The sequence below is a fragment of the Acinetobacter lwoffii genome, from assembly GCF_015602705.1.
In the GTDB taxonomy this organism is placed as follows: domain Bacteria; phylum Pseudomonadota; class Gammaproteobacteria; order Pseudomonadales; family Moraxellaceae; genus Acinetobacter; species Acinetobacter lwoffii_E.
On sequence record NZ_CP059081.1, the window covers coordinates 637,687 to 660,189 of the forward strand.

Annotated in this window: 19 protein-coding genes; 8 read left to right on the plus strand and 11 right to left on the minus strand. The window is 43.5% G+C overall.

The window, feature by feature from the left end; genetic code table 11:
* Positions 1–84: 84 nt before the first annotated feature.
* The 3 genes from H0S56_RS03035 to H0S56_RS03045 all read right to left on the minus strand — a co-directional run bounded on the left by H0S56_RS03035 (position 85) and on the right by H0S56_RS03045 (position 4,645).
* Positions 85–2,220, minus strand: coding sequence for a 3-hydroxyacyl-CoA dehydrogenase NAD-binding domain-containing protein (locus tag H0S56_RS03035; protein ID WP_195725626.1), 2,136 nt, complete (start codon positions 2,218–2,220; stop codon positions 85–87).
* Positions 2,221–2,231: 11 nt separating this feature from the next.
* Positions 2,232–3,437: an acetyl-CoA C-acetyltransferase gene (locus tag H0S56_RS03040; protein ID WP_195725627.1), complete on the minus strand. Its 1,206-nt coding sequence runs from the start codon at positions 3,435–3,437 to the stop codon at positions 2,232–2,234.
* Between the two features lie 197 nt (positions 3,438–3,634).
* Positions 3,635–4,645 (minus strand): AraC family transcriptional regulator, encoded by a 1,011-nt coding sequence (locus tag H0S56_RS03045; RefSeq protein ID WP_004645946.1) that lies wholly within the window; start codon positions 4,643–4,645, stop codon positions 3,635–3,637.
* Positions 4,646–4,858: 213 nt separating this feature from the next.
* On the opposite strand from H0S56_RS03045, the gene H0S56_RS03050 reads away from it, so the two are divergent.
* The 3 genes from H0S56_RS03050 to H0S56_RS03060 all read left to right on the plus strand — a co-directional run bounded on the left by H0S56_RS03050 (position 4,859) and on the right by H0S56_RS03060 (position 8,356).
* Positions 4,859–5,980 (plus strand): CaiB/BaiF CoA transferase family protein, encoded by a 1,122-nt coding sequence (locus H0S56_RS03050; RefSeq protein WP_195725628.1) that lies wholly within the window; start codon positions 4,859–4,861, stop codon positions 5,978–5,980.
* 254 nt (positions 5,981–6,234) lie between these two features.
* Complete coding sequence (locus H0S56_RS03055) at positions 6,235–7,878, plus strand: nitrite/sulfite reductase (RefSeq protein ID WP_195725629.1); 1,644 nt, start codon at positions 6,235–6,237, stop codon at positions 7,876–7,878.
* Positions 7,871–8,356 (plus strand): DUF934 domain-containing protein, encoded by a 486-nt coding sequence (locus H0S56_RS03060; protein ID WP_195725630.1) that lies wholly within the window; start codon positions 7,871–7,873, stop codon positions 8,354–8,356. The genes H0S56_RS03055 and H0S56_RS03060 overlap by 8 nt, the downstream gene beginning before the upstream one ends.
* A 65-nt stretch (positions 8,357–8,421) precedes the next feature.
* Here the strand turns inward: H0S56_RS03060 and H0S56_RS03065 are convergent, their stop codons facing one another.
* The 3 genes from H0S56_RS03065 to H0S56_RS03075 form a co-directional block, all read right to left on the minus strand.
* Positions 8,422–8,871 carry a VOC family protein gene (locus tag H0S56_RS03065; RefSeq protein ID WP_195725631.1) on the minus strand — a complete coding sequence of 150 codons (450 nt, stop codon included), beginning with the start codon at positions 8,869–8,871 and terminating at the stop codon, positions 8,422–8,424.
* A gap of 159 nt (positions 8,872–9,030) precedes the next feature.
* Entirely contained in the window at positions 9,031–10,206 is a 1,176-nt protein-coding gene (locus H0S56_RS03070; RefSeq protein WP_005106139.1) for a thiolase family protein, read from the minus strand.
* A gap of 111 nt (positions 10,207–10,317) precedes the next feature.
* Entirely contained in the window at positions 10,318–10,839 is a 522-nt protein-coding gene (locus H0S56_RS03075) for a GspH/FimT family pseudopilin (RefSeq protein WP_071850807.1), read from the minus strand.
* Positions 10,840–11,214: 375 nt separating this feature from the next.
* Here H0S56_RS03075 and omp38 point away from each other — a divergent pair, with 375 nt between their 5' ends.
* Both omp38 and H0S56_RS03085 read left to right on the plus strand, forming a co-directional pair.
* On the plus strand, positions 11,215–12,252 hold the full coding sequence (gene omp38, locus H0S56_RS03080; protein ID WP_153566446.1) for an outer membrane protein Omp38: 1,038 nt from the start codon (positions 11,215–11,217) through the stop codon (positions 12,250–12,252).
* Positions 12,253–12,356: 104 nt separating this feature from the next.
* Positions 12,357–12,890 (plus strand): cysteine peptidase family C39 domain-containing protein, encoded by a 534-nt coding sequence (locus H0S56_RS03085; protein WP_195725632.1) that lies wholly within the window; start codon positions 12,357–12,359, stop codon positions 12,888–12,890.
* A gap of 52 nt (positions 12,891–12,942) precedes the next feature.
* On the opposite strand, the gene H0S56_RS03090 is transcribed toward H0S56_RS03085, so the two are convergent.
* The 3 genes from H0S56_RS03090 to H0S56_RS03100 form a co-directional block, all read right to left on the minus strand.
* A complete protein-coding gene (locus tag H0S56_RS03090) occupies positions 12,943–14,406 on the minus strand; it encodes an amino acid permease (RefSeq protein WP_180086461.1) in 1,464 nt (487 codons plus the stop codon).
* Positions 14,406–15,440 (minus strand): methyltransferase, encoded by a 1,035-nt coding sequence (locus H0S56_RS03095; protein ID WP_044108390.1) that lies wholly within the window; start codon positions 15,438–15,440, stop codon positions 14,406–14,408. Before H0S56_RS03095 ends, H0S56_RS03090 begins: the two co-directional genes overlap by 1 nt.
* 66 nt (positions 15,441–15,506) lie before the next feature.
* Positions 15,507–16,877 (minus strand): uracil-xanthine permease family protein, encoded by a 1,371-nt coding sequence (locus tag H0S56_RS03100; protein WP_004281715.1) that lies wholly within the window; start codon positions 16,875–16,877, stop codon positions 15,507–15,509.
* A gap of 174 nt (positions 16,878–17,051) precedes the next feature.
* On the opposite strand from H0S56_RS03100, the gene typA reads away from it, so the two are divergent.
* The gene (gene typA, locus H0S56_RS03105; RefSeq protein ID WP_004281716.1) at positions 17,052–18,890 is read left to right on the plus strand and encodes a translational GTPase TypA; all 1,839 of its coding nucleotides are present in this window, start codon (positions 17,052–17,054) and stop codon (positions 18,888–18,890) included.
* A gap of 177 nt (positions 18,891–19,067) precedes the next feature.
* On the plus strand, positions 19,068–19,508 hold the full coding sequence (gene mscL / locus H0S56_RS03110) for a large conductance mechanosensitive channel protein MscL (RefSeq protein WP_004281717.1): 441 nt from the start codon (positions 19,068–19,070) through the stop codon (positions 19,506–19,508).
* Positions 19,509–19,592: 84 nt separating this feature from the next.
* On the opposite strand, the gene H0S56_RS03115 is transcribed toward mscL, so the two are convergent.
* Together H0S56_RS03115 and mutM are read right to left on the minus strand one after the other, a co-directional pair.
* A complete protein-coding gene (locus H0S56_RS03115) occupies positions 19,593–19,877 on the minus strand; it encodes a peptidylprolyl isomerase (RefSeq protein WP_004281718.1) in 285 nt (94 codons plus the stop codon).
* A complete protein-coding gene (mutM, locus tag H0S56_RS03120) occupies positions 19,874–20,734 on the minus strand; it encodes a bifunctional DNA-formamidopyrimidine glycosylase/DNA-(apurinic or apyrimidinic site) lyase (RefSeq protein ID WP_195725633.1) in 861 nt (286 codons plus the stop codon). The genes H0S56_RS03115 and mutM overlap by 4 nt, the downstream gene beginning before the upstream one ends.
* Positions 20,735–21,134: 400 nt before the next feature.
* Between mutM and H0S56_RS03125 the strand changes: the two genes are divergently transcribed.
* The gene (locus H0S56_RS03125) at positions 21,135–22,415 is read left to right on the plus strand and encodes a carbohydrate porin (RefSeq protein WP_195725634.1); all 1,281 of its coding nucleotides are present in this window, start codon (positions 21,135–21,137) and stop codon (positions 22,413–22,415) included.
* Positions 22,416–22,503 lie beyond the last annotated feature (88 nt).

Below are 22,503 nucleotides of genomic sequence, written 5' to 3' on the forward strand. Positions count from 1 at the left end.
ATCAGATGAGTCTATCCAGTGCATTAAGCAAATCCAGAAGATAAAAAAGAGGAAACACGTTCCTCTTTTATTTAAGTGCCTAAGTTATTGAATCGGCTGGGCGTGTGCTGCGCGATCTTTGAGGAGTTGTGGGGCTTTGAAGCGTTCGCCATATTTATTTTCAAGTACTTTGGCACGGGTCACGGCTTTGGCTAAACCATACTGATTCAGGAATTGTACTGCACCGCCCGTCCAGGCGGCAAAGCCAATACCAAAAATGGAACCCACATTGGCATCGACCACGGATTCCAAAACACCTTCTTCTAGACAGCGAACCGTATCCAGTGCCTGTACAAACAGGAAGCGGTCAATCATTTCCTGTTCAGAAATATCGTTGTCTTTTTTCCAGTAGCTGAGACCAGACCAGAGCTGCTTTTTGGCATCGGCCGGATAATCATAAAAACCTGCGCCTACAGCCTTACCTTTACGGTTAAATTCGTGAATCATACTGTGAATCACGTCATCAGCGGGTGATTTAGTGATGATCTGACCTTCTGCTTCTAAAGCTTTGTATCTTTCATTGGCCACATGTTCAGACAGGGTCAAGGACACTTCATCCTGAATCGCCAACGGGCCTACCGGCATACCGGCTTTGAGAGCTGCCATTTCAATTCGTGCCGGATGTACGCCTTCTGCCAGCAGACGCAAGCCTTCCTGTACAAAGGTGCCAAACACGCGGCTGGTAAAGAAGCCACGGCTGTCATTCACCACAATCGGTAATTTGCCAATTTGCTGCACGAAATCGAAAGCTTTGGCCAGCGTTTCTGCCGAGGTATTTTTACCTTTGATAATTTCCACCAGCTGCATTTTATCGACCGGACTGAAGAAATGCAGGCCGATAAAGTTCTGATCATTTTTTGAAGCCTGGGCTAATTCTGTGATCGGCAGGGTCGAGGTATTCGAAGCCATTACGCCGTTGCTGACAAGATATTGCTCTGCCTCTTGCGTGACTTGAGTCTTGAGCGCGGGATTTTCAAATACGGCTTCAATGATCAGGTCGCAACCGGCTAGATCTGCATTAAATGCAGTTGTTTGAATCAGGCTTAAAACATGATCTCGTTTCTCGGCTGATAAACGCCCTTGAGCGACTTTTTTATCCAGCAGTTTCTGGCTATAGGCTTTGCCTTTTCCAGCCGCTCCTAATGAAATATCTTTCAGAACTACTGGAATGCCTGTGCTGGCAGTCGCGTAGGCGATCCCAGCACCCATCATACCCGCACCTAGAATACCGACTTTCGTGGCTTTCCATCTTTCAATACCTTGAGGGCGACTGGCACCGGACTTGATTGCATTCAGGCCATGCCAGAAGGTGCCAATCATATTTTTAGAAAGTTGACCGATGGCAAGATAAGTAAAGTAACGCGATTCAATGGTCAGGGCAGTATCGACATCGACCTGTGCACCTTCTACCGCAGCCGACATGATCGCTTCAGGTGCAGGGTAGCAGCCTTTGGTTTTATCGCGCAGCATCGCCGGAGCAATTGCCAGCATCTGGGCAACTGCTGGTGTCGAAGGGCTACCACCTGGAATTTTATAGCCTTTTGCATCGAATGGCTGCTGAGATTTTGGATTGGCTTTGATCCAGGCAATGGCCTTTTCCAGCAATTCATCGGTACTGTCTGCGACCTCATGAATTAAGCCAAGAGATACGGCTTTATCGACTCCAAACTGTTTGCCTTCCATCAATAAAGGAAGGGAATTTTGCAGGCCGAGCAGGCGGACGCTACGGACGATACCACCGCCACCTGGTAATAAACCCAGTGTGACTTCAGGCAGGCCAAATTTGCTTTTAGGGTCATTCAGGGCAATACGATGATGGGCACACAAGGCAATTTCCCAACCACCGCCAAGCGCCGTACCATTCAGTGCAGCAACGACAGGAATACCGCGAGTTTCGATATAGCGTAGTTTGGCTTTCATCTCTTCAATCATATTGAAGAATTCAGTTGCATGTTCAGGAGTGGCTTGAATCAGTTCGTCCAGATCACCACCAGCAAAGAAAGTTTTTTTCGCTGAACGGAAAATAATCCCGGCAATATCTTCATCGGCTTGTAACTGGGCAACGACTTCATCCAGTGCCGTGCGAAAGTCGGCATTCATGGTATTGGCAGACTGGTTTGGAGAATCAAACGTTAAAATAACAATATTATCTTCATTTTTTTGATATTGAATTGCGCTCATTATTTTTCTCCTTATACCAGTTCAATAATGGTTGCGATGCCCATACCGCCACCTACGCAAAGTGTGGCTAGTCCACGTTTTTTGCCCTGGCGTTCTAATTCGTCCAGTAATGTCCCTAAAATCATGGCACCAGTCGCACCGAGTGGATGTCCCATGGCAATTGCACCGCCGTTGACATTCACCTTGGCAGGATCAACTTTCATTTCATTGATAAAGCGCATCACCACAGCAGCAAAGGCTTCATTGACTTCAAACAGGTCAATATCATCAATTGTTAAACCGGCTTTCGCCAAGGCCTTACGAGCGGCCGGGGCAGGGCCGGTCAGCATAATGGTTGGATCTGCACCGACCAGTGCCGTCGCCAGTACTTTGGCACGTGGCTTCAGACCTTGTTCTTTTACTGCTTGTTCGGATGCGATCAAAACCACAGCTGCACCATCGACAATGCCTGAAGAATTCCCGGCATGATGCACATGATTGATAGCACCCACTTCAGGATATTTTTGCAGGGCAATTGAATCAAAGCCCATTTGCCCCATAGTGGCGAAACTTGGATTGAGTTTGCCTAGGCCTTCTGCGGTCGTTGTCGGTTTGATAAATTCGTCTTTGTCCAGAATCACCACACCGGCTTTGTCTTTTACCGGGATCACGGATGCATTGAAATGGCCATGGGCTTGAGCAGCAGCCGCTTTCTTTTGTGATTGTTCGGCAAACTGATCTACATCTGCACGGCTATAACCGTCAATGGTAGCAATCAAGTCCGCACCAATACCTTGTGGAATAAAGTCACAAGCCATATTGGTTTCAGGGTCCAGTGCCCAAGGACCACCGTCTGAACCCATCGGAACGCGGGACATGGATTCGACTCCACCTGCAACAACCAGATCTTCCCAGCCGGAACGGACTTTTTGTGCGGCCAGATTAACCGCTTCCAGACCGGAAGCACAAAAACGGTTAATTTGTACACCCGCTACATCATTGTCCCAGCCTGCAGCAATGGCAGCGGTCTTGGCAATGTCGGCACCCTGATCACCAATTGGGGTGACACAACCGAGCACGATATCATCCACTTTTGAGGTATTAAATTGATGACGAGCCTGAAGTTCGTTGAGTAAGCCAGTCAGTAATGAAATGGGTTTTACTTGATGTAAAGATCCATCTTTTTTGCCTTTTCCGCGTGGCGTACGAATGGCGTCAATAATATATGCCTCGCTCATAGCATGTCCCTTTTATTGATTTGATGAAAATTATTCTAATGACTCGAGTGTAATACTTAATTTTTGAAGTGCAATGACGAGAACGGGTCAGATCATTTGAGCGATTTAGCCAATTTTAGCTATAAAAAAGCCTAAGCTAAGGCTTAGGCGGAGAGAACTGGTTTTATTATTAAATGCTCTTTTGCGGCATCATTTGATTAATGATAGCCATGCAATTGACGATACAGACCTGGGGTTACACCGGTCCATTTTTTGAAGGCGCGGTGGAAAGTACTGGTTTCACTGAAACCGACCTGTTGTGCGACATCTTCAAGGGTCAGATCCGGATTAAGTAATAAGTGAATTGCGGCATCACGGCGCAGGGCATCTTTCACACCTTGATAGCTTTTGCCTTCGGCTGCCAGACGGCGGCGCAAGGTTTGTGGTGATAGATATAACATTGACGCGACATCATTCAAGGTTGGCATTTCTTCGCCAATCTGGCTCTTCAGCACATCACGAATCCGTGAAGTCAGTGAATTGGTATTTTTGAATTTCACCAGCAGTTGGGCCGGTGCTGCTTTCAAAAACTCTTCCAGAGTTTCTTCATTCTGGCGAATTGGCAGGTCCAGATAGTCCGCAGCAAAAGTGATTTCAGTACGTGGCATATCGAACTGCATTACCGGCGCAAAGAATAAGGCATCATATTCATCGGCATGGTCTGGACGCGGATAACTAAAATGCACGCGTTCCAGTGGCAGGCGACGCTCAATGAGCCAAGACGCCAAGCCATGCCAGATCATCAGCATGCTTTCAGTAATGAAATGATCCGGATCCATTGCATTTGGAATGAGTGGTACCAGACGTGCTTCGTGTTTGTCACGCTCCAGAGTCACCGACCAGTCATCACCAAAGAGTTTGTAGAACTGGGAAGACAGTTCCAGTGCATCACCCAGAGTTTTGGCATGAATGATGAGCTGGCACATGATCGCAAACGTACCCAGACGGCGTTGCTGTTTATCAAAGCCAACATGCTCGTCCTGAGTCACCATCCACAACATTTTTATAAAGCGGGTATATTGTTCAGGTGAAATACGCGCTTTGGGCTGATGCAACAGCTCTGCTTCAATCCCGACGTGAGACAATAAAGTATCGACATCCATGCCCAGACGTTTTACGCCAGATAGGGCTGCATTGACGAAATGGATACTGATCGTATCACGACTCATGTTTAATCCTTCAGTCTCTTTAATGTTCACTAATAATTGACCTAAATGACGAAAAATAATAAAGCAATGGCAATTTACAAGAATACCTTTGCCATTTTCTTACATATTAGATTGCCGAAACTATCAAGGTAAATGGCTGAACATGACATTGTTTTTATGCATTTATGTGCCTAAGATGTTGAAAAAAGCAATATAAGTAGAGCAAATACTCCAATGTCACATGCATTAAAAGGATTGAAAATCCTCGACTTTTCTACACTTTTACCTGGTCCATTTGCCACATTATATCTTGCTGATTTGGGTGCAGAAGTTGTGCATATTGAATCACCGACCCGACCGGACCTGTTGCGATTAATGCCACCCTTTGCCAATGGACAGGCCACTTCACAGAGTTATCTGAACCGAAACAAGCAATCGGTTGCACTGGATTTGAAAGATCCTGCAAATATCGAACTGGTCAAATCCAAGATTGCAGATTATGACATTGTGATTGAGCAATTCCGTCCAGGGGTGATGCAACGTCTAGGCTTAGATTATCAAACCTTAAGCAAAATTAATCCAAAATTGATTTACTGTTCCATTACCGGTTATGGCCAAACTGGCACATATAAAGATAAGGCAGGGCACGACATTAATTATCTGGCTTTATCCGGAATTGCCGGACACAGTGGCCGGATTGAAAATGGCCCACCTGCCTTGGGGATTCAGGTCGCTGATGTTGCGGGTGGTTCCATGCATGCCGTGATTGCGATTCTGGCCGCGGTGATTGAACGTCAGCAAAGCGGAAAAGGGCAATATATTGATATTTCCATGACCGATTGCGTGGTGACGATGAATAATCTGGCGGCTTCTGCCAGTCTGGCCGGTAATCAGCATCAACGGCCGGAATCAGGGTATCTGAATGGCGGGACTTTTTACGACTATTATGAAACTCAGGATGAGCGTTATCTGTCGATTGGCAGTCTGGAACCACAATTTATGCAGGGGCTGGCACAGGCTTTAGAGCTGCCGATTCTTCTGGAAAAAGGTGCTTCTTATGCCGCTGAAGATCATGCTGCAGTGAAGCAGGCAATCCAGAATAAAATCAAGACCAAGCCATTGGCTGCATGGCAAACGCTGTTTGCTGCACTGGACGTCTGTGTCGAACCGGTGCTCAAACTTGAAGAAGCGTTACATTCTGATCTGGCCCAGCAGCGAGGATGGGTCGTACAGGTGCCACTCAAATCCAATAGTCAGCAAACCGAAGCACAACTGGCTTGTCCGATTAAATTTTCACGTTCCACGATACGTTATGAATTTGTAGGACAGCAATTGGGAGAGAGTCAAAATTGGTAGAATTTTTAAAGTGTTAATAAAGTAGATAATGAAAGTAGAGATAAATTTTTCTATATGAAAATAAGTAATAATGATTGAAGAATTTAATCATTATTACTTTAAATTTAATCGAATGCTATAAATACTGAGATCCGTGAAACTTTGACAGGCTTATCAATAAAACCGCTATGAAATATGTATAAAAAGCATTTTATTGATAGGTTCAATCTCGCTATCCTTGCCGGCGATATAATAGAAACTACTAGCTGTACGCCATGTATTTATATACTGATTTCGATCAGCAACTGATTAATGAACGTGTTGCACAGTTCCGTGACCAAACGGAACGTTATTTAGCCGGTAAACTCACTGAAGATGAGTATCGTCCGCTTCGTCTGCAAAATGGTCTGTACGTACAGCGTTATGCGCCAATGTTACGTATTGCCGTGCCATATGGTTTGATGAACTCAAAACAACTTCGTAAAGTGGCTGATTTGGCAAAAGAATATGACCGTGGCTACGCGCATATTTCGACCCGTCAAAACATCCAGTTTAACTGGCCTGCGCTGGAAAATGTGCCGGATATGCTGGCTGAACTGGCCACTGTGCAAATGCATGCGATTCAGACCTCAGGTAACTGTATCCGTAATACCACGACGGATCAGTATGCAGGTGTGGTTGCAGGTGAAATTGCCGATCCACGTCCGACTTGTGAATTGATCCGTCAATGGTCAACCTTCCATCCGGAATTTGCTTTCTTGCCACGTAAATTCAAGATTGCAGTCTCTGCGCTTGAAGAAACTGACCGTGCAGCCACTGCATTCCACGATATCGGTGTGTATATTGTGCGTAATGAAGCAGGCGAAATGGGCTATAAAATCAAAGTCGGTGGTGGTCTCGGCCGTACGCCAGTGATTGGTAGCTTTATCCGTGAGTTCTTGCCGCGTGAAGACCTGATTGCTTATCTGGAAGCAGTCCTTCGTGTGTATAACTTGCATGGCCGTCGCGACAACAAATATAAAGCACGTATCAAGATTCTGGTAAAAGCTTTAACACCAGCAGTATTTGCCGAGAAAGTTGAAGCTGAATTTGCGCATACGATTAAAACACTGAAAATCGATGCAGACACCTTGGCGAAAATGGATGAGAACTTCACGCCATTTGACTACCAAGATTATGCAGATGAAGATTTCACTGAACTATTTGCACAATATCCAAAATTCAAACAGTGGTTCAACATCAATACCAATGCACATAAAGTGAAAGGTTATCGTATCGTGACGATTTCACTGAAACGTGCCGGGATTGCACCGGGTGATGTCAGCACAGAAGAAATGAACCTGATTGCAGATCTTGCCGATCAGTACACTTTCGGTGAGCTGCGTACCACGCATGAACAAAACATTTCCCTGGTCGATGTCCCACAAAAAGATTTGTTCGCTGTATGGCAAAACCTTGACCAAAACAACCTGGCACGTGCGCATATCGGTTTCTTGACCGACATTATTTGCTGCCCGGGTGGTGATTTCTGTTCATTGGCGAATGCGAAATCGATTCCGATTTCTGAAGCAATTTCACGCCGTTTTGATGATCTGGATACGATTTATAACCTAGGTAAACTGGATCTGAATATTTCAGGCTGTATGAATGCCTGTGGTCACCACCACGTTGGTAACATCGGTATTTTAGGTGTAGACAAAAAAGGCGCTGAGTTCTACCAGATTACGCTTGGTGGACATGCGGATCATGATGCGTCGATTGGTGACATTCTTGGCCCATCATTTGCAGCCGAAGTCGTGCCTGATATCGTAGAAGAAATTCTGAATACTTATCTTGATCTACGTCAGGAAGGTGAAGAGTTTATCGATACTTATCGCCGTGTCGGCATTCAACCATTTAAGGAGCGTGCATATGCTTAATACCGCACTTCAAGTGCTCTCTAAAGATGGCACGATTGCAGACAATACCTATCAATTGATTGGTGAAGATGGTGTTTTGCCACAGGGCGATGTGGTTCTGACTGTGGAACAGTTAGATCAAATTACCAATGTGGCAGGTAAAAAAGCATTGTACTTGACCGTCGATGCTTCTCCTGAAAACCATGAATTTCCATTAGATCAGCTTGATGCAATCTTCATTGAGTTTGCCGGTTTTAATGATGGTCGTGGTTATTCATTTGCAGCCCTTCTTCGCCGTCAGGGTTTCCAGGGCGAACTACGTGCTACTGGGGATGTGTTCAAAGATGTACTGAACTACATGAAGCGTTCTGGTTTCGATACTTTCGTGATTAAAGAAGGTAAAGATATTCAGGAAGCGGCTGCTGGTTTGAATGATTTCAAAAATCCGTATCAGGCATCGACTGCGGTTGCGCAGGCACATTATCAAACAGGTGCTTAATTTAAATTAAGTTGCTGTCAAAAAGCCGGATTGATTCCGGCTTTTTTATATCTTGATAAAAACCTTTAATTTTCTTCAAGTTGACAGTTGATCATCCAGTGAATTCCAAACTGATCGCTAAAGGCAGCATAAAGTGCGCCCCAAAAGGTCTTTTCTAGCGGCATCTCAATTTGACCATTCACCGATAAAGCATCAAAGAGTCGTTGTGCTTCAGCTTGTTCGCTGGCATCTAAGTTAATGGAAATATAATGGTTATTACCTTGAATGAAAACGGTATTGTTTTGTGCACAAAATTGATCATTCGTATCGGATGCCATCAGTTCTGTAAATTCGTTAATGGGAAGTGAGATATGCAGGATTTTATTTTGATCCGCTTCCGAGAGTGTGACACCTTCTTCAGTTGGCATTTCACCATAACGACTCAGACTTGAAAATTCGCTTCCAAAAACTAATTTATAAAAGTTAAAGGCTGCTTCAGCCTGACCTTGGAAATTGAGGTAATGATTCAGTTGCATGGGAGAACTCCCTTTTTATTTTGCTTGCTTTAATCTACGCCACTTTGCGGTATTTTGCGCGAGCAAGCTTTATCAAAATGTAAGCGAAAAAAATCCTCCAGATCAGGAGGATTTTTAACTCCCTCTCCCTATGGGCGAGGGATGGGGTGAGAGAATAGGTTAAAGTAATTCAATCGCCACAGCTGTCGCTTCACCACCACCAATACACAGGGCTGCAATCCCTTTTTTTCCACCGGTACGTTTTAGTGCATGAATCAAAGTCAGGATAATACGTGAACCGGTTGAACCCACAGGATGGCCGAGAGCACATGCACCGCCATTGATGTTGACTTTTTCAGGATCTAGCTTGAACTCATCCATTGGGCACATGGTCACCATGGCAAAGGCTTCATTGATTTCCCAAAGGTCGACATCAGAAGCGGCCCATCCAGTTTTATCTAGCACTTTCTGGATTGCACCGACTGGAGCAATAGTAAACTCAGATGGATGTTGCGAATTCGATGCATAGGCAACAATTTTAGCCAAAGGATTCAACCCTTTTGCTGCTGCATTGTCAGCCGAGGTAATTACTAAAGCTGATGCACCATCTGAAATCGAGCTGGCATTAGCCGCCGTAATCGTACCGTCTTTAGCGAAAGCAGGACGCAAAGTTGGAATTTTATCGATGTTGGCATTGAACGGCTGTTCGTCTTTATCAACGACTACATCACCTTTACGGGTTTTAACTGTTACAGGCACGATTTCATCAGCAAAGTAGCCTTCATTGACCGCAGTTTGCGCACGCTTTAATGAGCGAATCGCAAAATCATCCATCTGCTCGCGGGTATAACCTCTGGTATTTGCCATATCTTGGGCAAATGAACCCATCAAGCGACCTGTTTCAGCATCTTCCAAGCCATCCAGAAACATATGGTCCTTGATTTCACCGTGACCCATACGGAAACCGCCACGTGCTTTTGGCAATACATAAGGAGCATTGGTCATGGATTCCATGCCACCTGCAACCACGATATTTGCAGAACCGGCTTTAATCATATCTGCAGCTTGCATGACGGCTTTCATGCCTGAACCACATAATTTATTAATGGTTACAGCGCCAGTAGAATCTGGAAGACCAGCTTGACGCATGGCTTGACGTGCAGGGCCCTGCTTTAAACCTGCCGGAAGGACACAACCCATAATGACTTCTTCAATATCTTCTGGTTGCAGACCCGCACGGGCAATTGCTTCTTTAATGGTGACCGCACCGAGTTCTGGCGCAGTTACACTGGCAAGACTCCCCTGAAAGCCACCCATGGCTGTACGTGCACCATTGACAATTAGGATGTCAGTCATTGTTCTCTCTCCGTATGAGTTTTAATCAATTTTTTCAAACTTAAGCAGTATATTGAAAAAAACTCAGGATTGAAGCGTTAATCGCAGCGAAGCATAAACTGGATAGTTCTGTTAGCAAGACGAGAGACTTTCAATCCTGATATGGCCCATTTTGCTGAGTACAATACGCTGTTGGCTAGAAAGATGGGTAGAACAATAATAGAAACTACCATTTGAACCAATCGGCAAGGCAGTATGCGCTTGATAAGTGACACTCGGTAAACTCAAAGTTCCTCGCCAACTTAGGTTACCGTATTTGAGGTTCAGTGCATCAATATGTAAAATTTGTTCGTCTACATCCACTTGCCTGTTTTTATTTTTATCAATAAAAACCAGCATGTTCTTGTTCCATTGATTGGCTTGGCAACTGAGAGAATCTTGGCTCGGGCAGATTACAATATTTTGATGAAACACTGCAGCCTGGCTGCGTGCATAGCGATTAATTTGAGATAATTTGATCGGAATATTTTTGGCTTCCTGTTTGGATCGATAGTCATGGAAGTACGGTAGGGCGATACTGACGAGAATTGCAATCATTGCAATACAGATAATTAACTCAACAATAGTGAATGCTCTTGTTATTTTTTTATACATAGAGTTACCTGATTTATATATTATTTTTATGAGGAATATGTTATTAATTATGCGTTTTTTATGCTTTGTGGAGCCGAGTAATCAGTCCTTACTTAAGTTTCAAGAAAGTGATTAAAAAATAATTGGCAATCACCATAGGGTATTCAGAATAAAAAATTGAGTAAAAAGTTACCGAATTACAACGGAAATTGTAAGTAATTTTGTCAATAATTTACTTGATTAAATTAATCAAGCACTTGGAAAAATAATAAAGTGTTTGTATGATGCCATGTGAATAGCTTAAGAATAAAACTGGGGTAATAAAAAGCCTATCTCAGGATGGCCTATTGCGGGCTTGAGCTTGAACAACAATTTTTATCTCTGGAGGATAAATCCATGAAAATGAGTCGTATTGCTTTAGCTATGCTTGTAGCTGCACCTTTTGCTGCTGCCAATGCAGGCGTAACTGTTACTCCGTTGATGTTAGGTTATACATTCCAAGACACTCAGCACAACAATGGCGGTAACGATGGTGAGTTAACAAATGGTCCTGAGTTACAGGATGATTTGTTTGTCGGTGCTGCTATTGGTATTGAATTAACTCCATGGTTAGGCTTTGAAGCTGAATATAGTCAAGTAAAAGGTGATGTAGACACTAATTATGGTGAATACAAAGCGAAAAACATCGCAGGTAACTTCTATGCAACTTCAGATGTCTTTACTGGCAACTATGACAGCAAAGTAAAGCCATACATGCTTCTAGGCGCGGGTCACTACGAATATGAATTCGATGATGCTCGTTTAGCTTACCGTGATGGTGAAGAGGGTACTTTAGGTAACGCAGGTATCGGTGCATTCTGGCATATCAACGATGCACTAGCGCTACGTACAGAAGCTCGTGGTACTTACCACTTTGACGAAAAATTCTGGAACTATACAGCACTTGCTGGTCTTAACGTAGTTCTAGGTGGTCGTTTGAAACCAGCTGCTCCAGTGGTAGAAGTTGCTCCAGTTGAGCCTGTAACTCCGGTTGCTCCAGCTCCACAAGAGTTGACTGAAGATCTGAACATGGAACTTCGTGTGTTCTTTGATACAAACAAATCAAACATCAAAGATCAATACAAACCAGAAATCGCAAAAGTTGCTGAGAAGCTAGTTGAATATCCAAACGCTACTGCTCGCATCGAAGGTCACACTGACAACACTGGTCCACGTGCATTAAACGAACGTTTATCTCTAGCGCGTGCTAACTCTGTTAAATCTTCACTTGTGAACGAATACAACGTAGATGCATCTCGTTTGTCTACTCAAGGTTTTGCTTGGGATCAACCGATTGCTGACAACAACACTAAAGAAGGCCGTGCTATGAACCGTCGTGTATTCGCGACGATTACTGGTAGCCGTACTGTTTTAGCTGAACAACCAGCTCAATAATTCGTTATTGAATGCTAGTTAAAAAAAGCGGCTCTTCGGAGCTGCTTTTTTTATGTCTGTATTTTGACTACACTTAGCCTGTTAAGATGTCGTTGAGTAAAAATATGAGTGTCGAAATTTCTGAAGATTTGCAAAATCTGGAAGCCAATAGCGGAATTTTTGCAATATGGATGATTTTTCATCATTATGGCATTGATTTGAATATTTCTGATTTAACTCAGCTCTGTCAACATGACCCTGAAATGGGAAGCTCAAGCATCGCACTTGCAGTTGCTTTAAAGACATTGGGTTTGGATGTCAATTTTTGTACTGAACATGATGCAGATAAACAGCCAATTGAAGTCGATTTCTATCAACAAGCACATCGCTTAAATATTCCTGTTATAGAACAGCCATTGTCTTATGCAGAAATTCAGGAAAATGTAGAAGCAGGCCGTTTTGTGATTGTGTTCTATGACACCTTAGAGGGAGTAGGGAATCATTCCCTGATATATGAAATTGATGAAAATGAAATTAGCTTCTTTGATAGTTTTGAGTCTATGCCTAAAGAGGTATTTGAGCAGCAACGTCGGGTAGACGGAATTTGCCAGCAAGTGATTGTGATTGATGATCGCAATTTCGTGATGCGTCATAGTTAATTCAAGAAATAAAAAATCAGCCCGTAAGCTGATTTTTTTAATGAATAATTTTTTATTCCTGATCAAGTTTCATCGGCTGCACATCCATCTCTTGATAAGAGACCAGTTTGGTTTTTTTCTTCCATTTGTAGCCGAACCAAATCGCTAGGAATAGCGGAATACTGATATAGGTCGATAACACACCCATCCATTGACCGGCCAAAACATCCTGATAGTTCTGTCCGAGAACAACAATCGCACACAGGATAAATGCAAACCAAGGAGCAAAAGGAAAGAATTTAGCGCGATAAGCCAGATCTTCCAGTTTATAACCTTGAGCCAAATAACCTTTGCGGAAGCGGTAATGCGAAATTGCAATCCCGAGCCAGACAATAAAGCCACACATCCCTGACATGTTTAGCAGCCAGTTAAAGACTTCCTGTTCACCAAAGAAAGTAGTCAGGAAGCATAGAGCTGCGATCGCCGTAGTGGCATAGAGTGCATTCATTGGCACACCACGCGGGTCCAGACGCGCAAACATTTTAGGTGCACTGCCTTTACGCGACATATCAAACAGCATACGGGTAGATGAATACATGCCAGAATTACCCGCAGATAGAATAGCGGTCAGGATCACTGCATTCATGATACTGGCGGCAAAGGCAAAACCGGCTTTTTCATATAATAAGGTAAATGGCGAAAGCGCAATATTATCTGTCGCAGCGGCCTGTAATAAACGTGGGTCATTATAGGCAATCAGAGTGCCGATAATGAAAATACACACAATATAAAACAACAGGATACGCCAGAAAATTTGTTTGATGGCCACCGGAATGGTTTTCTTTGGATTTTTCGATTCACCTGCCGCCACACCGACCATTTCGGTACCTTGAAAGGAGAATCCGGCAATCATCGCCACACCAATTAATGCCTGGAAACCACCGACAAAGGGTGCATCACCAATGCTCCAGTTGGCAAATGCTTCCGCACCCGGGGTCAGCATGATCTTCACGATCATCCAGATCCCGATAATGATAAAGGCAATGATCGCGAGAACTTTCACCAGAGAAAAGAAAAATTCGGATTCGCCAAAGCCTTTTACTGTCAGGGCATTAATCCCGAAAATAATGGCAAGGAAAATGGCGCTCCAGTACACGCCCGGAATATCTGGAAACCAGAATTTCATAATGAACTGAACGGCAACCAGCTCAAAAGCCACGGTAATGGCCCAGTTGTACCAGTAGTTCCAGCCCAGAGCGAAACCAAAACCACCTTCGACATATTTGGTGCCGTAAGTGAAAAATGCACCTGAGGTCGGGTTGTGTGTGGCAAGCTCGCCTAGACTGGTCATCAAGAAATAAATCATGATACCAATCAGTACATATGCAAGTAGTGCACCGCCTGGTCCAGCGTTGGCAATGGTCGCCCCTGAGGCCAGGAATAAACCTGTACCAATAGATCCGCCAATGGCGATCATATTCAGATGACGAGCACCCAGCTTACGCTGCAGCTGCATCGTGTTTTGCGTTTCGCTCATCATGATTCCTTAACATTTTTTTGAGTGCTGGCGAAGAGCACTTTAAAGCCTTGTTGATCTGCTTTTACTGTGCAGCGACCAAAGTTTTGTTCAATCAGGGTCGGGTAGTTCAAGAAACGGTTGGCTACGATCCAAAGCTCACCGCCTGATTTTAAATGACGACGTGAGGTTTTACACAAGGTTTCGCTTGCCGTGTAATCAGTTTCGATTCCCATATGAAAAGGCGGATTACTGACAATGGCATGCAGGAACAAGGGTGCATCCTCAATACCTGTAACCGCTTTGATTTCAATCTGTTCAGGAGTGAGCTGGTTTTCTTCAAAGGTCATTTGTGTAGAAGCCAATGCAAAGGCATCAACATCCATGGCAAAAATCCGGTTTTTCGGATTCAACTTTGCCAGATACGCACTAATTACACCTGCGCCACAACCAAAGTCGGCAATCTTACCTGAAGTAACTTGTGACAAATAAGGTAATAGGGTGGCAGTTCCTACATCCAAACGGTTTTGACTAAAGACGCCTGGAAGTGCACAAATATTCAGGTCGCCATTTGGTGTCGATACGGTATAACGCTGTGCCCAGTCTGCAAGTGCTTTTTTCTCGACCGTATGTTCTAGAACCAATTGCCAAAGCTGGCAATGACGCGCGCTGTCAAGTTTGAGTGTTTTACCAAAAGGCTGCAACTGTTTGGCTGCGCGTTCTATCCCGCCTTTCTTTTCACCGACCAGGAAAACACTGCTGCCCGGTTTAAGCTGCGCTGCCACAGTGTGCAGTAAATAATTCAACAGTTCTTTAGACTTGGGTACAAAAATAACTGCCTGATCAAACTCAGCTTCAGGTATCTCTGCACCAAAATGCACATCTGCTTGTTGTGACTGGAAATATTGAAAATCATTAAAATTCCATGTCCAGACAGCCGGATTGATAGAGGCATCGAATTCAGCGAGCAGATCATCTGTTGGTGCATTAATCAGTAAGATGCGACCCGACAAAAAATCATATTGTCTTAATAAAACTTCGCTTTTAGGATCCATAGGTATCTCTCCAATATAAAGAACACTGCCTAAGTCTGACCTAGACAGTGTTCTTTGGACATGAAATTACTTCTTTGTTTCAGGAAGTACTACATTCAGAATAAGGGCAGCGATACCACCAGTAGCAACGCCTGAGCTAAAGATATTACGGAATAACTCAGGAAGATGTTCAAGAATTTGTGGAACTTGTGCAACACCTAAACCCAGTGCCAGTGAAATCGCAATAATCAGCAAGGCGCGACGGTCCAGATGAACACCAGACAGAATGTTAATACCAGATGCTGCAACTGCGCCAAACATGACCATGACTGCGCCACCCAGTACCGCTTGCGGAACGGCCTGAATAATACCAGCAACTGCAGGCAGTAAACCAAGAATAACTAGCAAAGCAGCAATCCAGATGCCGACATAACGACTTGCTACGCCCGTCAACTGAATCACACCATTGTTCTGTGCAAAAACGGAACTCGGGAAGGTGTTAAAAATACCGGCAAGGAATGAATTCGCGCCATTTACCAGTACACCGCCTTTAATGCGCTGCATCCATTTTGGACCATCAACTGGCTGGTTGGAAAGCTTTGAAGTCGCAGTGATATCACCAATCGCTTCTAAAGACGTCACCAGATAAATGAATGCCATTGGAATAAACAGGCTCCAGGAGAAGCTTAAACCGAAATGCATTGGTGTCGGAATCTGTACCAGAGGTGCATCTTTCAGACCAGAGAAATCCAGATGGCCCATAAAGCCTGCCAGAACATAACCACAGATCAAGGCGATTAAAATGGCAGAGCTTTTTACCCAAGTAATCCGGATACGGTTCAGGATAATAATCAACGCCAGGACGGTACAAGACATGATCAGGTTGTCGGCATTGGCAAAAGTTTTATCGCTCATGGCCTGATAACCACCGCCCATACTGATTAAACCTTCTTTAATTAAGGTCAAACCAATCAGCAGCACGACAATCCCGGTCACCAGCGGTGTAATCAGTTTTTTGATCCAAGGCAGAATTTGTGACACGCCCATTTCAATAAATGCACCTGCAATCACCACACCAAAAATAGAAGCCATGACTGCTTCTACAGGTGTACCTGCAGCCACCATGGCTGAACCAATACCAATAATTGGACCGATAAAGTTAAAGCTGGTTCCTTGGACAATCAGCAGACCGGCACCAAAAGGTCCGACTTTTTTAGACTGTAAAAAAGTTGCGATGCCCGAGATCACCAAGGACATGGACAAAATCATGTTGGTGTCTTCTTTGGAAACACCAAGAGCCAAACAAATCAGCAGGCCAGGGGTCACAATCGGGACAATAATCGCTAATAAATGCTGGAATGCAGCTAAAAAAGCAATCAGTGGTTTTGGTCGATCTTCGAGACCATATACCAGGTCGAGTTGATCTTTAGAAGGAGGAGATTGATTAAAATCAGACATGTGTCAATGCAAATTAAGGCTGGGTGGCGCTATTCTAATCGAGTTACACGTCTTTACAAAATCAAAAAAGCCCCAACTGGGCAAAAAAAGTTGAGGAGTGTGGTTACAGTGACTATAAAAGTTTTGTATTTTTCTGTATAATTTGCCCTCAAATTACATACGCATTGAATTTACATGTCAGATATTAAAACTCTCCGTAACATCGCCATTATTGCGCACGTCGATCATGGTAAAACCACTCTTGTAGACAAACTTTTGCAACAATCAGGTGCTCTCGGTGATCGCGCGGGTGAGATCGAGCGTGTCATGGATTCTGGCGCTATTGAAAGTGAACGTGGTATTACCATTCTTGCAAAAAACACTGCAATCAAATGGTTAGATGAACGTACCAATACTGAATACCGCATTAACATCGTGGACACCCCGGGACACGCCGACTTCGGTGGTGAAGTTGAACGTGTAATGTCGATGGTTGACTGCGTACTTCTTCTTGTAGACTCACAAGAAGGCCCGATGCCACAAACTCGTTTCGTAACGCAAAAAGCGTTCGCACGTGGTTTGAAACCAATCGTGATTATTAACAAAGTCGACAAGCCAAGCGCGCGTCCAGACTGGGTAATTGACCAAGTATTTGATTTGTTCGATAACTTGGGTGCTTCTGACGAACAGTTAGACTTCCCAGTTGTTTATGCTTCAGGCCTTCGTGGTGTTGCTGGTCCTTCTCCAGAAGAACTTGCTGAAGACATGACTCCGTTGTTCCAAACGATCGTAGACATCGTTGAACCACCAGCAGTTGATGTTGATGGTCCATTCCAAATGCAGGTATCTTCACTTGACTATAACAGCTTCGTAGGCGTTATCGGTATTGGTCGTATCCAGCGCGGTTCAGTGAAATTAAACACACAAGTAACTGTAATCGATAAAGATGGCAAAACACGTAACGGCCGTATCTTAAAAATCATGGGTTATCATGGTCTAGATCGCGTTGACGTTGAAGAAGCTTCTGCAGGCGATATCGTTTGTGTAACGGGTATCGATGCACTCAACATTTCTGACACCATCTGTGATCCGAAAAATGTTGAAGCTTTACCTCCATTGTCTGTAGATGAACCTACAGTATCGATGACATTCCAGGTAAACAACTCACCGTTTGCTGGTAAAGAAGGTAAGTTCGTAACTTCACGTAATATCCGTGAACGTCTAGACCGCGAATTGATTCACAACGTAGCATTACGTGTTGAAGATACTGATAGTCCAGACCGTTTCAAAGTATCTGGTCGTGGTGAACTTCACCTTTCAGTTCTTATTGAAAACATGCGTCGTGAAGGTTTCGAAATGGGCGTATCTCGTCCACAAGTAATCATTAAAGAAATTGATGGTGAAAAACAAGAGCCATACGAAAACGTTACTTTTGACGTTGAAGAACAGCACCAAGGCGCTGTAATGGAACAAATGGGTCACCGTAAAGGTGAAATGACCAATATGGAAGTTGACGGTAAAGGCCGTATCCGTATTGAAGCAACTGTTCCTTCACGCGGTCTGATTGGTTTCCGTTCTGAATTCCTGACCATGACTTCTGGTACAGGGATCATGACGTCTAGCTTCTCGCACTACGGTCCAATGAAGCAAGGTACTGTTGCGAAACGTCAAAACGGTGTACTGATTTCTATGGTTCAAGGTACTTGCCTGGGCTATGCACTGTTCACACTTCAAGACCGTGGTCGTCTATTCGCGAAACCACAGTTAGAAGTTTATGAAGGTATGATCATCGGTATTAACTCTCGTTCAGACGACATGACAGTTAACCCGACTAAAGCAAAACAGTTAACTAACGTACGTGCTTCTGGTACTGATGATGCGTTAACGCTGGTTCCTGCGATTGAATATACACTTGAGCAAGCGCTTGAGTTTATTGAAGATGATGAACTAGTAGAAGTAACACCTAAGTCAATCCGTATCCGTAAGCGTTTCTTGACTGAAAACGAACGTAAACGTAACCGTTCAGGTAAATAATCGCTAGATTATTTCGGGTTTTCAAAAACCGTAATCTTTTCGAAGATTACGGTTTTTTTATATTTACGTTATGCTTAAATCACAATTTACTAAAACGCATTAAACTAAGTCAAAATTAAAAGTATTTATTCAGGTATAATTTGACCCAAAACTTGAAAATAAAATATAGGAGCAGATATGAGCATTATTCAAGAATTTAAAGAGTTTGCGATCAAAGGCAACATGATGGATCTGGCGATTGGTGTCATTATCGGTGGTGCTTTTAGCAAGATCATCGATTCATTGGTGAAAGACATCATTATGCCTTTAATTACGGTGATCACCGGTGGTGGCGTCGATTTTACCCAAAAATTCTTTATCTTAGGAAGAAACCCAGACAATTTACAATCTCTGGATGCATTAACTAAGGCCGGTGTAAATGTACTGACTTACGGTAACTTCTTAACGATTTTAATTAACTTCTTAATTTTGGCTTGGGTCGTATTTTTATTGGTGAAATTCATGAACCGTTTACGTAAACAAGAAGGCCCAGTCGAGGAAACTCCGACTACCCCAGCCGATATTGAATTACTGCGTGAAATTCGTGATGAATTGAAAAAGCGTCCACCTCAAGTCTAATTTTTCTAATCCCCCTAAATCCCCTTTATAAAAAGGGAACTCCTCCCTTTGACAAAGGGGGAGGTAAGGAGGGATTTATAAATATTAAAAATCCATCCGGAATTTGATTTCGACCAAATGAAAACCAAACTGGCTTTTGACCGGACCATGTAATACACGTTCAGCGGCAGTAAAAACCAGTTTATCAATCACTGGAACCAGCTGGCCTTTCTTCACTTCACCTAGCTCACCGCCACGTTTGGCAGAATTACAGGTGGAATATTGTTTTGCGATTTTATTAAAGTCGGCGCCACTTAAAATCTTCTTTTTAAGCTGTTCAGCAGTTTCTTTATCTTTAACCAGAATATGACGCACAATAGCTGTCTTCATGACTTTTTCCCTCGTACAGTTGCCACTTTTTTGACAGGGAGCTGGATCTTTTTCAAAGGTTGGCATTCAGGACAAAAAACTGAAGCACGTTGTCCCAATTTGATATTTTCAAGCGTAGTTTCACAGTTCACGCACATTTCACCGGCACGGCCATAAGCCAGCAGGGTTTGCTGAAAATAGCCATTTTCGCCCATAGCATTAGTGTAGTCTCTTAAGGTTGAACCACCCAGATCAATCGCCTGTTTCAAGATGCGCTTGATTTCCAGAACTAGCTTTTCGATCTGCATCAAGCTTAAAGTCGAGGCAGGTTGTGCCGGATGAATCCCCAGATTAAACAGACTTTCGGTCGCATAAATATTGCCTACGCCCACCACCACATGGTTATCCATAATTGCAACTTTGGTGCCAACATTTTTATTCTTCAATTTTTCAAATAAATACTTGGCATTAAAGTTCTCGCTTAAGGGTTCTGGCCCCAACGTGTCAATCAATTTGCTTTGTGATTGTGCATCCAGCCAAAGAATGCAACCAAAACGGCGAGGGTCATGATAACGCAGTTCGATATCATCAAACTGAATGATCAGATGGTCATGTTTGCGTAATTCTTCATTGCCATCGCATAGACGGAAACTCCCCGACATGCCTAAATGCCAGAGCATAGTGTCGTGTTCAAACTCCGCCAGAATATATTTAGAACGGCGAGTGAGTTTCAGTAATTTTTGCCCTACCAGCTTTTCTATATTCTCTGGAATGGGCCAACGCAAACTTGACTGACGCACTTCAACACGTTGGACGCGTTGTTCCAATAAGGGTAATAAACTGGTTTTGGTGGTTTCAACTTCTGGTAATTCAGGCATAACGCATCAGTGGCGAGGGGAGATGCAGCTAATATTGGGTGAATTGGCTGGGATTGCAAGCGTTAATCTGGGTGAAATCGCTGGAAAATGACTAGGTATTTCATATTTATTTAAGCTGTAATTGTTTAAAGAATAAACTGGGTTTCTATGTTTTTATAGCGAATTTTCTTAGAAGTAAATCGAATGGAAATTATCAATACATTATAAGCTGATGAAAAATATATAAATAATTTAAGATTTTTTAAATAAAAATTATATTTTTATGTTTAAGACATAACTAAAAGTTTAATGAGTAATAAAAAAAATGCTGGGAATTTGTATGAAAAGTTATGTAAATTCATGCACCTAATAGCAATTTAAAAACCTTGCTTGTTTTTCTCTCCGAATGTTTAGGTTTTACATGAAATATTTAGGTCTAGCTCTATTGCCTTTAATGGCTGTCATGACAACCGCTCAGGCGGAATCTGCATTTGATCCACAAGGTCAGTATTTACTGGGGGACTGGAATGGTCAACGTACAGAACTGGCCCAACAGGGAATTAAATTTGAAGCCAATCTATTAACCGATACTGCCTATCTTGCTGATGGTGGTCGTAATGAGGGCGCAGATCCATTAACTTCTGCCCAGTTATGGCTGGGTACTCAGCTGGATATGGAAAAGCTGACAGGATGGAATGGTGTCACTGTACGTGCCGTGATGAGTGCACGTCAGGGTCAAAGTACCTCTGTTCGTGACTTGCAGGATCTTAGTGCACCTCAGCTAGCCAATGTACAAGGCACTTTTGGGCGTGGTAATCAGGATAGCCGTCTGAGCGAGCTGTCTATTGAAAAGAATTATAAAGACCAAGGGCTCAGTATTAAGGCGGGTCGTCTTGGTCTGGGCATGGACTTTAATGTCATGGCTTGTGATTTTGCCAGTACGGCATTTTGTGCTGCACAGATGGGTAAATGGCAGGGCAATATCTGGATGAATACGCCTGTAGCACAATGGGGTGCGCGCGTGAAGCAGCAACTCAATCCTGAACTTGCCGTACAAGTCGGTGTGTATGAGTTTAATCCGGATAATGGTAATGGCGCTAAAGAAGGTCAAGGCTGGAGTCTGGATACCGACCATGCAGATGGCGTGACAATTCCAGCAGAAGTAATCTGGACACCGAAATCATTAGTGAATGGCCTGCCAGGCAGCTACCGGGTTGGCGGGATGTACAATACTGCCGATAATCCCGAAAATCAGTTTGATATTGCTAAGGGTAAGGCCGATGGTGTGGGGATTGAGGGTAAAAACCGTACCTTTGCAGGCTGGTTAGCTGTAGAACAACAGTTAACGTCTAGAGGTCAGGGCCGTCAGGGTTTGCATTCATTTGCCAACTTTACCTGGCATGACCGCGATACTAACAAAGTAGATAATTCACAACAAATTGGTGTGAAATATATCGGTCTTGCGGACAGCCAGCCGAATGATATTTTAGGTCTGGCGGTCAATCGTGTACATATTAATGACCGGATCAAGAATCTGAATTTTGATGCGAGTGCAGAATACAATATTGAACTGAACTATAGCTATAACACAACAAAGTGGCTGATGCTGCGTCCAAACCTGCAATATGTCATTAATCCAGGTTCAAGCAACAATGTGGATGATGCACTGGTACTCGGTTTGACTACACGAATCATCTTCTAAAGTTTGATCGTTCACGTTATAACTAAACAGGCTCTTGGGAGCCTGTTTTTATTTCTAGAGTGAAACTGTGCAATAAAAAGAGGAAATA

Excerpts from the sequence above, each read along its gene's own strand:
- H0S56_RS03035 (WP_195725626.1), bottom strand. The coding sequence starts at position 2,220 with ATGAGCGCAATTCAATATCAAAAAAATGAAGATAATATTGTTATTTTA.
- H0S56_RS03040 (WP_195725627.1), bottom strand. The coding sequence starts at position 3,437 with ATGAGCGAGGCATATATTATTGACGCCATTCGTACGCCACGCGGAAAA.
- H0S56_RS03045 (WP_004645946.1), bottom strand. The coding sequence starts at position 4,645 with ATGAGTCGTGATACGATCAGTATCCATTTCGTCAATGCAGCCCTATCT.
- H0S56_RS03050 (WP_195725628.1), top strand. The coding sequence starts at position 4,859 with ATGTCACATGCATTAAAAGGATTGAAAATCCTCGACTTTTCTACACTT.
- H0S56_RS03055 (WP_195725629.1), top strand. The coding sequence starts at position 6,235 with ATGTATTTATATACTGATTTCGATCAGCAACTGATTAATGAACGTGTT.
- H0S56_RS03060 (WP_195725630.1), top strand. The coding sequence starts at position 7,871 with ATGCTTAATACCGCACTTCAAGTGCTCTCTAAAGATGGCACGATTGCA.
- H0S56_RS03065 (WP_195725631.1), bottom strand. The coding sequence starts at position 8,871 with ATGCAACTGAATCATTACCTCAATTTCCAAGGTCAGGCTGAAGCAGCC.
- H0S56_RS03070 (WP_005106139.1), bottom strand. The coding sequence starts at position 10,206 with ATGACTGACATCCTAATTGTCAATGGTGCACGTACAGCCATGGGTGGC.
- H0S56_RS03075 (WP_071850807.1), bottom strand. The coding sequence starts at position 10,839 with ATGTATAAAAAAATAACAAGAGCATTCACTATTGTTGAGTTAATTATC.
- omp38 (WP_153566446.1), top strand. The coding sequence starts at position 11,215 with ATGAAAATGAGTCGTATTGCTTTAGCTATGCTTGTAGCTGCACCTTTT.
- H0S56_RS03085 (WP_195725632.1), top strand. The coding sequence starts at position 12,357 with ATGAGTGTCGAAATTTCTGAAGATTTGCAAAATCTGGAAGCCAATAGC.
- H0S56_RS03090 (WP_180086461.1), bottom strand. The coding sequence starts at position 14,406 with ATGAGCGAAACGCAAAACACGATGCAGCTGCAGCGTAAGCTGGGTGCT.
- H0S56_RS03095 (WP_044108390.1), bottom strand. The coding sequence starts at position 15,440 with ATGGATCCTAAAAGCGAAGTTTTATTAAGACAATATGATTTTTTGTCG.
- H0S56_RS03100 (WP_004281715.1), bottom strand. The coding sequence starts at position 16,877 with ATGTCTGATTTTAATCAATCTCCTCCTTCTAAAGATCAACTCGACCTG.
- typA (WP_004281716.1), top strand. The coding sequence starts at position 17,052 with ATGTCAGATATTAAAACTCTCCGTAACATCGCCATTATTGCGCACGTC.
- mscL (WP_004281717.1), top strand. The coding sequence starts at position 19,068 with ATGAGCATTATTCAAGAATTTAAAGAGTTTGCGATCAAAGGCAACATG.
- H0S56_RS03115 (WP_004281718.1), bottom strand. The coding sequence starts at position 19,877 with ATGAAGACAGCTATTGTGCGTCATATTCTGGTTAAAGATAAAGAAACT.
- mutM (WP_195725633.1), bottom strand. The coding sequence starts at position 20,734 with ATGCCTGAATTACCAGAAGTTGAAACCACCAAAACCAGTTTATTACCC.
- H0S56_RS03125 (WP_195725634.1), top strand. The coding sequence starts at position 21,135 with ATGAAATATTTAGGTCTAGCTCTATTGCCTTTAATGGCTGTCATGACA.